General features: G+C 68.4%; 9 protein-coding genes. 1 reads left to right on the top strand and 8 read right to left on the bottom strand.

Features of this window, described 5'->3' with window-relative positions; all coding sequences use genetic code 11:
- Window positions 1–4: 4 nt before the first annotated feature.
- The 8 genes from mfd to Q0066_RS03010 form a co-directional block, all read right to left on the bottom strand.
- Window positions 5–3,583, bottom strand: coding sequence for a transcription-repair coupling factor (mfd, locus tag Q0066_RS03045; RefSeq protein ID WP_298129926.1), 3,579 nt, complete (start codon window positions 3,581–3,583; stop codon window positions 5–7).
- Window positions 3,584–3,784: 201 nt separating this feature from the next.
- A complete protein-coding gene (gene pth / locus Q0066_RS03040; protein WP_298129924.1) occupies window positions 3,785–4,384 on the bottom strand; it encodes an aminoacyl-tRNA hydrolase in 600 nt (199 codons plus the stop codon).
- A 9-nt stretch (window positions 4,385–4,393) separates the two neighbouring features.
- A complete protein-coding gene (locus tag Q0066_RS03035) occupies window positions 4,394–5,020 on the bottom strand; it encodes a 50S ribosomal protein L25/general stress protein Ctc (protein ID WP_298129923.1) in 627 nt (208 codons plus the stop codon).
- A gap of 176 nt (window positions 5,021–5,196) precedes the next feature.
- The gene (locus tag Q0066_RS03030) at window positions 5,197–6,165 is read right to left on the bottom strand and encodes a family 43 glycosylhydrolase (RefSeq protein WP_298129921.1); all 969 of its coding nucleotides are present in this window, start codon (window positions 6,163–6,165) and stop codon (window positions 5,197–5,199) included.
- A gap of 203 nt (window positions 6,166–6,368) precedes the next feature.
- Window positions 6,369–7,346 carry a ribose-phosphate diphosphokinase gene (locus Q0066_RS03025; protein ID WP_298129919.1) on the bottom strand — a complete coding sequence of 326 codons (978 nt, stop codon included), beginning with the start codon at window positions 7,344–7,346 and terminating at the stop codon, window positions 6,369–6,371.
- Window positions 7,343–8,800, bottom strand: a complete 1,458-nt coding sequence (glmU, locus tag Q0066_RS03020) for a bifunctional UDP-N-acetylglucosamine diphosphorylase/glucosamine-1-phosphate N-acetyltransferase GlmU (RefSeq protein ID WP_298129917.1) — start codon at window positions 8,798–8,800, stop codon at window positions 7,343–7,345. The genes Q0066_RS03025 and glmU overlap by 4 nt, the downstream gene beginning before the upstream one ends.
- Before the next feature lie 224 nt (window positions 8,801–9,024).
- Window positions 9,025–10,242 carry an MFS transporter gene (locus tag Q0066_RS03015; RefSeq protein ID WP_298129915.1) on the bottom strand — a complete coding sequence of 406 codons (1,218 nt, stop codon included), beginning with the start codon at window positions 10,240–10,242 and terminating at the stop codon, window positions 9,025–9,027.
- A gap of 5 nt (window positions 10,243–10,247) precedes the next feature.
- Complete coding sequence (locus tag Q0066_RS03010) at window positions 10,248–10,685, bottom strand: MarR family transcriptional regulator (protein ID WP_298129912.1); 438 nt, start codon at window positions 10,683–10,685, stop codon at window positions 10,248–10,250.
- Between the two features lie 584 nt (window positions 10,686–11,269).
- On the opposite strand from Q0066_RS03010, the gene Q0066_RS03005 reads away from it, so the two are divergent.
- The coding region (locus Q0066_RS03005; protein WP_298129910.1) for a DUF222 domain-containing protein at window positions 11,270–11,810 on the top strand (541 nt) is incomplete at its 3' end.

Below are 11,810 nucleotides of genomic sequence, written 5' to 3'. Positions count from 1 at the left end.
GTGGTCAGAAGATGTCGTTCAGGACGGTGCTGGCCCATTCGAGCAGGGGCAGGTCGACGATCGGCTGACCGGCGATCGGGCGGGTCATCGGACGCGGGATCAGCACATGCCCGGCCGCCTTGCGGATCTGCGAGCCGGGATAGAGCCGGTTCAACCGCAACTGCTTCGAATCGGGCAGGTCGGCCGGCGAGAACCGGACGGCGGTGCCGGCCATGATGATCTCGGTGATCCCCTTGGACCTGGCCAGCAGCCGGAATCGGGCGACGGCCAGCAGCGCCTCCGCCGATTCCGGCAGCGGGCCGTAGCGGTCGACCAGTTCGTCGCGCACCTCGGTGATGCCGGCCTCGTCGTTGACCAGTGCGAGCCGCTTGTACATCTCCAGCCGGAGCCGTTCCGATTCGACGTAGTCGACCGGCAGGTGCGCCTCGACCGGCAGTTCGATCTTCATCTCCGGCTCGGGCTCGGCCTGCTCACCGCGGAAGTCGGCGACCGCCTCGCCGACCAGCCGGATGTACAGGTCGAAGCCGACCTCGGCGATGTGCCCGGACTGTTCCCCGCCGAGCAGGTTGCCGGCACCGCGGATCTCCAGATCCTTCATCGCGATCGCCATCCCGGCGCCCAGGTCGGTGTGCGCGGCCATGGTGGCCAGCCGGTCGTGAGCGGTCTCGGTGAGTGGCTTCTCCGGCGGGTACAGGAAGTAGGCGTAGCCCCGTTCGCGGCTGCGGCCCACCCGTCCGCGCAGCTGGTGCAGCTGGGAGAGGCCGAGCAGGTCGGCGCGTTCGATCAGCAGCGTGTTGGCGCTGGAGATGTCCAGGCCGGCCTCGACGATGGTGGTGCAGACCAGCACGTCGGCGCGGCGCTCCCAGAAGTCGACCATCACCTGTTCCAGGGCGTGCTCGTTCATCTGGCCGTGCGCCACCGCGACGCGGGCCTCGGGCACCGCCTCGGCGATCCGCTTCGCGGTCTTCTCGATCGAGTTGACCCGGTTGTGGATGTAGAACACCTGACCTTCGCGGGCCAGTTCGCGACGGATCGCGGCCCGCACCTGCGCCTCGTCCCAGGGGCCGGCGAAGGTGAGCACCGGGTGGCGTTCCTCCGGCGGGGTGGCGATCACGCTCATCTCGCGGATGCCGGTGATCGCCATCTCCAACGTCCGCGGGATCGGGGTGGCGCTCATCGACAGCACGTCGACGTTCAGCCGCAGCTTCTTCAGCGCTTCCTTGTGCTCAACGCCGAAACGCTGCTCCTCGTCGACCACCACCAGGCCGAGATCCTTGAACTGCACGCTGTTGGCGAAAAGCCCGTGGGTGCCGACCACCACATCGACGCTACCGTCGGCGAGTCCGGCGATCACCTTCTTCCGCTCGGCGTCGGTGGAGAAGCGGCTGAGCGCGGCCACCGTCACCGGGAAGCCGGCATAGCGGTCGGCGAAGGTGGCGTGGTGCTGCTGCACCAGCAACGTGGTGGGCACCAGCACGGCGACCTGCTTGCCGTCCATCACCGCCTTGAACGCGGCCCGGACGGCGATCTCGGTCTTGCCGTAACCGACGTCGCCACAGATCAGCCGGTCCATCGGGACGAGCTGCTCCATGTCGGCCTTGACCTCGGTGATCGCCGCCAGCTGGTCGGGGGTCTCGACGTAGCTGAAGGCGTCCTCGAGTTCACGCTGCCAGACCGTGTCAGGTCCGAACGCGTGCCCCTTGGACGCCTGCCGCGCGGCATAGAGCTTGATCAGTTCGGCGGCGATCTCGCGAACCGCCTTGCGGGCGCGGGACTTGCGCTTGGACCAGTCGGAGCCGCCCATCTTGTCCAGGGTCGGGTTCTCACCACCGATGTAGCGGGTGATCAGGTGCAACTGATCCATCGGGACGAACAACCGGTCGCCGGGCTGGCCACGCTTGGACGGCGCGTACTCGAGCACCAGGTACTCGCGGGTCGCGCCCTGCACGGTGCGCTGCACCATCTCGACGTAGCGTCCGACGCCGTGGGTCTCGTGGACCACCGGGTCGCCGGCGGTCAGCTCCAACGGGTCGATGGTGTTCTTGCGCCGGGCCGGCATCCGGCGGGCCGATTTGTCGACTTCGCGCTGGCCGGCCAGGTCGGCCGCGGTGAAGACGGCGAGTTCGACGCCGGGCAGGGTGAAGCCGTGCCGCAGTTCGGCGACCACGACGGTGGCCACACCGGGCTCGGGCGGCGTCGACAGGTCGAGCGAACCACGGGCCGGGACGCCGCCCTCGGTCAGCACCTCGCCCATCCGGGTCGCCAAGCCGGGGCTGTCGGCGACCAGCAGCACCCGGTCGCCCGCGTTCACCCGGGCACGGACGGCAGCCAGGCCGGCTTCGGCGTCGCCGCGGAACACCTCGCCCTCGCGGGCCTCGATAGTGCGCGACTCGACGCCGGCCAGGTCGGCCTCGCCGACGCTCAACTCGATCGGCTCGTCCCAGTCGTCGATCGGCGTCGCCACCGGATCGGGCGCGGCGGCCCAGGGTGACAGCGACCACCACAGCTGGCCGCGATCGAAAGCGCGGCTCCGGACGTCGGCCAGTTCGCGGTAGGCGCCCGCGGCCAGGTCGATCGGCGCCTTGCCCCCGGAGGCCGCGGCCGCCCAGGACGCCTGCAGGAACTCCTGGCTGGTGGTGACCAGCTCCCGCGACCGGGCCCGGACCCGGTCGGGATCGGAGACCAGCACGACGGTGTCGGCGGGCAACACGTCGATCAGCAATTCGAGGCCGTCCACCAGCGCCGGGGAGAGTGCCTCCATGCCGTCCACGGCGTGGCCCTGGGCGATCTTGTCGAGCATCTCGGACAGGTTGCCCTCGATGCCGCTGGTCCGATCGGCGAGTTCGGCGGCCCGGGCCTTCACGGAGTCGGTGATCAGCAACTCGCGACAAGGCGACGCGACCACCTCGCCGAGCGGATCGCCGAACGACCGCTGGTCGGCGACGGCGAAGGTACGGATCTCGTCCACCTCGTCGCCGAAGAAGTCCACCCGGACCGGGTGCTCCTCGGTGGGTGGGAAGACGTCCAGGATGCCGCCGCGGACGGCGAACTCGCCGCGTCGCTCGACCAGGTCGACCCTGAGGTAGGCGGCGTTGACCAGGGCTCGGGCCACGTCGCTGAGGTCGTGGCTCTCCCCCGTGCGCAGGCTCACCGGCAGCAGCTCGCCGAGGCCGCGCACCTGGGGCTGCAGCACCGAGCGCACCGGCGCGACGACCACCCGCGGGGCGGGCAGCTCGTCGTTGCCGGCCAGCCGGCGCAGCACCTCGAGCCGGCGTCCGACGGTGTCCGAGCGAGGGCTCAGCCGCTCATGCGGCAGTGTCTCCCAGGCCGGGTAGTAGGCGACGGCCTCGTCACCGAGCAGCGACTGCAGCGAACTGGTCGCGGCCTCCGCCTCACGGTAGGTGGAGGCGATCAGCAGGCTGGTGCGGCCCGTCCCGGCACTCAGTGCGGCGACGAGTGCCGGGCGCAGCGCTTCGGGCGCGGTCAGATCGAGGGCCCGCGGACGCCCCAGACGCGCGTCCGCAACGGCACGAGCGATGGTGGGGTCGGAGCCGACGAGTTCAACCAGTCCCGACAAAGTCACCGGGCAACCTTAGTACTGGCCTCCAACCCCCTTCGACAGCGGGTTGTCGTCGAGACCTGAGGCGCTGACCTACCGTTGGTCGAGCTTGTCGAGACCTCGCTGGCTACGAGGATTTCGACAAGCTCGATCGGCGGTAGGTGCGCTCTCAATCGGCGGTAGGTGCATTCCCGGTCAACGGGTGGGGTGCGCGATCGGCACTCCTCAGCTGTTGAAGGAGTTCTGTGCCGCTTCCAGACCGCTGTTGATGAGGGTCTCGACGGCGTCCGCGGATCGATCGACCTCCAGCGCCAACTCCTCCCGCAGCGAGGCGGGGAAGGGCGACAGTACGAAGTCGGACGGCGCCTGGCGGCCGGGTGGCCGTCCGATACCGAACCGGACGCGGAGGAAATCACCGGTGCCCAGCGACGACCGGATGGATTTGAGGCCGTTGTGGCCGTTGTCCCCGCCGCCACGCTTGAGCCGGAGGCGTCCGAAATCCAGGTCGAGTTCGTCGTGGACGGCGATCACCTCGGCGGGCTTGACCCCGTAGTAGGCGCAGGCCTTGGCGACGGCGGCGCCGGAGTCGTTCATATAGGTGCGCGGCTTCAGCAGGACGACCCGCTGGGCGTCGGCTCCGACCGCACCCATACCGAGGGAGGTGATCCGGGTCTCGCAGATGTCGCCGCGCATGCCGCGCGGAGCGGTGAAACCGGTCCCGGCTCGGCGGGCGAGTTCATCGGCCACCATGAAACCGACGTTGTGTCGGTGAGACGCGTAGGTCGGGCCCGGATTCCCGAGCCCGACCACCAGCCAAACAGGCATTCGTTCGCGTTACTCGGCCTCGGCCGCAGCCTCCACGGGCGCAGCCTCCGCCTCGTCGCCGGAGCCGGCCAGCTCGGCGTCCAGCTGCTCCTGGGTCTTCGCGGCGGTGATGCTCAGGATCAGGTCGTCCGGCTCGCCGGGGAACACGGCACCCTCGGGCAGGTTCAGGTCCTTGGCGGCGATCGAATCGCCGATCTCCAGGTTCGTCACGTCGATCTCGACGGACGCCGGAATGTGGGTGGCTTCGGCCTCCAGCACGATGGTCTGCTGGTCCATCACGACGATGCGGTCGGCCCGCTCGTCGGCGCCCAGCACCACCAGCGGCACCTCGACGGAGACCTTCTCGCCGCGCTTCACGATCAGCAGGTCGACGTGCTCGATGGTGCCCTTGACCGGGTTCCGCTGCACCTGCTTCGGCAGCGCCAGCTGCGGGGTGGCACCGTCGACGCTGATCGACAGCAGCGCGTTCGCGACGCGCAGTGCCAGCAGCGTCTCGTGGCCCGGCAGCGACACGTGCACCGGGTCGGCGCCGTGACCGTAGAGCACTGCGGGAACCAGGCCGGCGCGACGCGTCCGACGGGCGGCGCCCTTACCGAATTCGGTCCGTGCGACCGCGGGAATCTTCACTTCAGCCATGGATGGCTTCTCCTCATACCTCGTCTTGCAACTCGAATCTCGGACGAGGGAGGGCGCGCGCATCGCGCACACACCTTGTCGATCACGGGCCCTGGGCCCCTCGCCGAGGCAACCTGACTAGCTTATCGCGCCCTGCCGGACGCTACGAAATCGGCGCCGATCGCGGACGCCGGCGGTCAGTTCGCGGCGTCCAACTCGTCGGTGAACACCAGTTGACCGTCTTCGATGGCGACCGGACGCGGGTCGGTGATGCCGCCCAGGAAGTGGCCGTCGGGCGCGTCGTAGCGGAAGGCCAGGAAGACCCAGTGGCCGGCACGGTCCTGCAGGATCCGGCCCACGTACTGGCTGCGGTCGGTGACCATCTGTGCGCCGGCGATGTCATAGGGACCGAGCGCGGAATCGGCGCGGGCCAGCCAGACACCCCCGGATGCCCCCGACGCCCGGCGCGCAGCCGAGAGTTCGGTGTCGAGGCAGTTGAACAACAGGTAGTGACCGCCGTCGAGTTCGACGGTCTGGCACACCTCCAGTTGCCCGAAACCCTGACCTGGCTCGGTCAGCGGCGGCTGCAGCGTCCAATTGACCAGGTCGGGCGAGGTGGCGTGGGCCACGATGCCGCGATCGTCGACGGGGCCGTGGTTGGCTCGCGCGGTGACCAGCATCTGCCAGCCGTCGCCGTCCGGGTCGGGGAAGACCCACGGGTCGCGGAAGGCCTCGTCAGCCCAATGTTCGTCGTCGGTCAGCGGCTCGTACCAGCGGGGGTCACCCTTGAGCACGGGCACGGCGGCCTTCGTCCACTCGTACAGGTCGTCGGAGGTGGCGTAGGTGATCGTCTGGACGTTGCGGCCATCCGGCACGACGGTGACTGCGGTGTAGAACATGTACCAGCGCCCGTCGGGACCCTTGGTCACCGAGCCCGTCCAGGTGGCCAAGTCGTCGATCGCCGGCGCATCGGAGCGCACCAGCGCATCGGTGACCCGCGTCCAGTTGGTCAGGTCGGTGGAGACGGCATGACCGATCGAGGCGCGGAAGTGCCGGGCATCAGGATTCTTGAGCGCACGCGAGGCGTACAGGAAGAACATGTGGAACCGGTCGCCGTCGTCCACGATCCAGAAATCCCACACCCACGCTTCGGGTAGGTCGAACATCGGGGCCAGCCTCTCCATACGTGAAGACGTCACTACGACCGCAAACCAGGCTGGTCGCGCATCTCGCTAAACGCTTTCAGCCAAGGTCGAATCTAACATCGGCCCTGGTGGCCGAGCAACCCGGTCAGCGGGCTCGACCGTTCTCGGTCAGCGACTCCTCGGTCAGCGACCGACGGTGATGTCGGCAAGCTCGACCGACGTGGCTACTCGACCCCGTCGAACAGCGAGGTCACCGAGCCGTCGACGAAGACCTCCTGGATGGCCTTGGCCAGCAGCGGCGCGATGGACAGCACGGTCAGCTTCGGAATGTGCAGGTCATCGCGGATCGGCAGCGTGTTGGTCACAATGACCTCTTCGAAGGCGGACGCGTTGAGCCGCTTCGCCGCCGGACCGGACAGGATCGGGTGGGTAGCCGCGGCGATCACCTGCGCAGCACCGTGCTCGCGCAGTGCGGCAGCGGCCTGGCAGATGGTGCCGGCGGTGTCGATCATGTCGTCGACCAGCAGGCAGACCCGACCCTTCACGTCACCGACCACCTCGCCGACGGCCACCTCGTTGGCCTTGTTCGGGTCGCGCCGTTTGTGGATGATCGCCAGCGGCAGACCGAGCCGGTCGGACCAGTTGTCGGCGAGCTTGACCCGTCCGGCGTCCGGCGAGACCACGGTCATGTTGTCGAGGGGGTAGTTCGCGGCCACGTAGTCGGCGAGCACCGGAATGCTGAACAGGTGGTCGACCGGGCCGTCGAAGAAGCCCTGGATCTGCGAGGCGTGCAGATCGACGCTCATCAGCCGGTTGGCCCCGGCCGTCTTGTACAGATCTGCGATCAGCCGGGCCGAGATCGGCTCACGACCGGCGTGTTTCTTGTCCTGGCGTCCGTAGGGGTAGAACGGCGAGACCACCGTGATCCGCTTGGCCGACGCCCGCTTGAGTGCGTCGATCATGATCAACTGCTCCATCAGCCATTCGTTGACCGGCGCCGGGTGGCTCTGGATGACGAAGGCGTCCGCGCCGCGCACCGACTCTTCGAAGCGCACATAGATCTCGGAGTTGGCGTAGGTGACCTGCCGGGTGGGCACCAGTTCGACGCCGAGCAGTTCCGCGACCTCTTCGGCGAGCTCCGGATAGGCCCGTCCGGTGCAGAGCATCAAGTGCTTCTCGGTGGGTCGCTTGATCCCGCTCACTGATCGCGCTCCTGACCGGTTGCCTGCTCCAGGGCCGCTTCGGCGGCGGCCGCCGTCCGGGTTCCTGGTCGTTTTCGAGCCACCCAGCCCCTGATGTTGCGTTGCTGGCCGCGGGCGACGGCGAGCTCGCCGGGGCCGACCGCGGAGGTGATCGTCGAGCCGGCGGCGACATAGACACCGTCGGCGATCTCGACCGGGGCGACCAGCACCGAGTCGCTACCCACGAAGGAGCCCTTGCCGACGGTGGTGTGCGATTTATGCACCCCGTCGTAGTTGGCGAAGATCGTGCCGGCGCCGATGTTGGCACCCTCGCCCACCGTGGCGTCACCGCAATAGGTCAGGTGCGGCACCTTGGCGCCGTCGCCGATCTCGGCGTTCTTGGTCTCGACGAAGGCGCCGATCTTGCCCTTGACACCCAGCTGCGTTCCGGGGCGCAGGTAGGAGAACGGGCCCACCTCGGCACCCTCCCCGATCACAGCCAGCGTCGCGTGCGTACGGACCACGTGGGCGCTCGCACCGACCTCGACATCGATCAGGGTGGTGTCCGGGCCGATCACCGCGCCGGTGGCCACCGAGGTGGCGCCCTCCAGCGAAGTACCGGGCAGCAGCGTGACATCGGCGGCCAGGTCGACCGAATCGTGCACCCAGGTGGTCGCCGGGTCGAGCACGGTGACGCCCTCGATCATCCAGCGCCGCAGGATCCGTCGGTTGAGCTCGGCGCTCAACGTGGCCAGCTGAACGCGATCGTTGACCCCCTCGGCCTGCAGCGAGTCGGTGAGCACGGTGCCGCCGACCCGACCGGCGCGACTGCGGGCGAAGGCGATCACGTCGGTCAGGTACAGCTCGCCCTGGGCGTTGTCGGTGCTCAGCGCCGCGATTCCGGCGCGCAGGGTCTCGGCGTCGAAGACGTAGATTCCCGCGTTGATCTCGGTGATCTGCCGCTCGTCGTCGGACGCGTCGCGTTGTTCGACGATCCGGGCGACCTCGCCGGCCTCGCGGACGATGCGTCCGTAGCCCGTCGGATCGTCGACGATCGTGGTCAACAGGGTCGCCGTATTGCCCTCGGCGCGATGCGCCCGGACCAGCTCCCACAGCGTCTCGCCGGTGAGCAGCGGAACATCGCCGCTGGTCACCACCACTTCGCCGGTCAGTTCACCCAGGGCGGCAAGCCCGGAGCGGACGGCGTCGCCGGTGCCGCGGGGCTGCTCCTGGACGGCGGTGATCACCTGCGGTGCGATCTCGTCCAGATGCGCCTGGACCTGCTCGCGCTGATGACCGATCACCACCACCAGGTGCTCCGGCTCCAGTGCACTGGCCGCGTCGACGGCATAGCTGAGCATCGAACGGCCGGCGAGCGGGTGCAACACCTTCGCGGTGGCCGACTTCATCCGGGTACCCGCACCGGCCGCCATGATGACGACGGCGGCGACGCGCCCCTGGTCGGTAGTGGACACGAATTCTCCAAGAGGTCGATGGGCCACGCGGGCTACGGCTCGGGGTTCGCTCGAACCGTGAGGTCTGACGTCAGCCTAATGGACGGCGCCGACACTACCTGCACCGATGGTCCGGCCACCCGCTCCGCACGCCAACGCTCGCCGAACTATTCAGGGCTTGCTGAGTTCGGCGAGCCCTGAATAGTTCGGCGAGCGGATGGTGGGGGAAGGCCGGAAACGGCGGCTCAGGAATCGCCGTAGGAGAGGGCCTCGGCCTCGGTCACGGAGTTGACCGGCTCGGCACCGTGGTCAGGCTCGGCGTCCACGACCAGCAGCCGATCGCGAGCCAGGGTCAGCACCCCGATCGCGGCGGCCACCGCGACGGCACCGACCCAGAACGGCAGATGCAGCGAGAACTCACCGAGCACGCCGGCCAGCCAGGGCGCGACCGCGCCCCCGGTGAACCGGACGAAGCTGTAGGCGGCGGACGCGGTGCTGCGCTCGGCGTCCGAGATCTTCATCACCGCCTCGGTGATCAGCGTGTTGTTGACGCCGAGGAACAGGCCGGCGATCACCACACCGGTAGCCAGCACGACCTTGTTCTCGGTGAACAGCGCCATCGTGGCCAGCACCAGCGCGAAGCCGGTCAGCGCCGCGACGATGCCGCCGAAGGTACCGATCCGACGTTGCACCCAGGGCGCCAGGAACACCGAGGACAGTGCGAGCAGGATGCCCCAGCCGAAGAAGATCAGGCCGATCGCCAGCGCACCCATGGCCAGCGGGAACGGCGTGAAGGCCAGCAGGGTGAAGAAGCCGAAGTTGTACAGCAGGGCCGTCATGCCGACGGTCAGCAGGCCGCGGTCACGCAGTGCTCGCAGCGGGGCACCCAGTGAGGTTCCCGCTCCCTCGTTCGGACGGTCGGGCGGCAGACTGACCAGCGTGGCGACCAGCGCGACAGCCATCAGCACCGCGACGCCGAAGAACGGCAGCCGCCAGGACATGCTGCCCAGCCAGCCGCCGAGCAGCGGACCGGCGGCGATGCCCACACCCAGGGCGGCCTCGTAGAGGATGATCGCCTGACCCACCGAGCCGGTGGCGGCGCGCACGATAGTGGCCAGCGCGGTGGCGATGAAGAGCGCATTACCCAGGCCCCACAAGGCACGGAACGCGACGATGCCGGCCACACCGTCCTGCATGCCGGCGGCAGCGGAGCCGATGATGATCAGCGCCAGGCCGGCGAGCAGCGTCCATTTGGCGCCGATCCGGCTGCTCACCCAGCCGGTGCCGAGCATCGCTATGCCCATCACGGCCATGTAGCTGGTGAACAGCAACGACACCTCGGACGGGCCGGCACCGAGCTCATCGGCGATCGGCTTCAGGATGGGGTCGACCAGGCCGATCCCCATGAACGAGATGACACATGCGAAAGCGACGGCCCAGACGGTCCGCGATTGACGCAACATCGGCGTCATTCCTCTCCGGCCACGCGACGGGCGGCCTGCAGCAATTGTTCGAGTAGTTGGGCGGTCTCACGGATGCGCTGGACGGGTAGAGCAGCTTCGTCCAGAAGGCGACCGACGGCCCGTCCGCGAGCCCGTCGCGCCCCGAGAAGGGCTGATCGGCCGGCGTCGGTGACGCTCACCAGGGTGGCCCGGGCATCGGCCGGATCGCCGATTCGCTCGACCCAGCCGAGCTCTTCCAGACGACTCGCCTGCCGGGTGACCGCCGGCTGACTCGTCTGATCGGCGTGGGCCAGATCGCCGATGCGAATGGGCCCCCGCTCTTCCACGATGGCCAGCAGACGCAGCACCCCTGACGGGACGTCGAGGCCTGCCTGCGTGCTGGCCCAGCGCGAGAGAGCACCAGCCAGCCGCAACAGGTCATCGGCGGCTGACGAATCATCCATGCCTTAGTTATATACCTATGGCATATATCTTCGCAACGTGTGATTCGTCGGTTCGCGCTCTCGGCCCGGTGGTTGTGTCGTGTGCCATGGCGACCGTTAGCGAACCTTGCCGAGACCCCGCTCGCGGACCGCGCGTGGCAGCCAGGCCCGAGGCGCCGCCCTCGGTCGAGGCCAGCGGACGCTCGTCATCCCGGCGGACGCCGGGATCTCGGAACCAGACAGACGGTGGCGCGGACAGCGCGGGGCGGCGCGGGCAGCGCGAGGTGGCGCGGGCAGCGCGGGGTGGCGCGGGGCAGCGATCCGACCATTCGGCGTCCCCGTCGGTCGAACTTGCGGAGACCCCTTGTTTGCTGGCCTTCTGGATTGATTCAGGCTGCATGGAGGTGTTGTCACAGTGTTGTCATAAATCATCCAGGTGTTGTCATCTTAAGAATCAGCGCCATCGACGGGCTCTGCCGCAGAAAAGTGTCAGACCCGGCCTCTATCGTGGTCTTCATGAATCGCATCACTGGTGTGGCTACGGGATTTATCCCTGACCGGTCGGTGGACGGTTTTTGTCAGTGGCGACGTTTAGGGTCAACGGTATGAGCATCGAGGTAGAGCCAGGGACGGCGGTGGCGGATTTCGCCACGGTCGTGGCCGGCTTGCTCGATGATCTCGACTACGACCAGGTGGCATTACTGGCGGATCGGAAACAGCTCGACCTGGTGGCCGATCTGTTGCAGGTGCAGTCCAGGCTGGTCGGTGTGGTGCACACCGTCCTCGGCCAGGTCGACCGCAGCGAGGCGGCGATGACCGCCCACGGCATCCCGACCGTCAGCTGGTTGGCGGAGGAGTTGCGCTACACCCGAGGCCAGGCCTCCGCGATGCTGCACCACGCCACCGACCTGTCCAGGTTCTCCCAGATCGGCGATGCGCTGCGCGACGGTGTCGCGAACGAGCGGCAAGCGCAAGCGGTCACCCAGGTGCTGAAGAAGCTCCCCACCGATCTGGGTGGGGAGGCTGAAGCGAAAGCCCAGGCGACGATGGTCGGGTTCTGTGAGGAGTTCAACAGCCACGAACTCGCCGGGCTCGCCCGGCACCTGCTGGAGGTTGTCGCACCCGAGGTCGCCGAGGAAGCCGAAG

Origin of the sequence: Micropruina sp. (assembly GCF_027492755.1) — a bacterium.
Taxonomy (GTDB): domain Bacteria; phylum Actinomycetota; class Actinomycetes; order Propionibacteriales; family Propionibacteriaceae; genus Micropruina.
The sequence above is the reverse complement of the archived record's forward strand: the minus strand, read 5'-3'. Positions and strand labels throughout refer to the sequence as shown.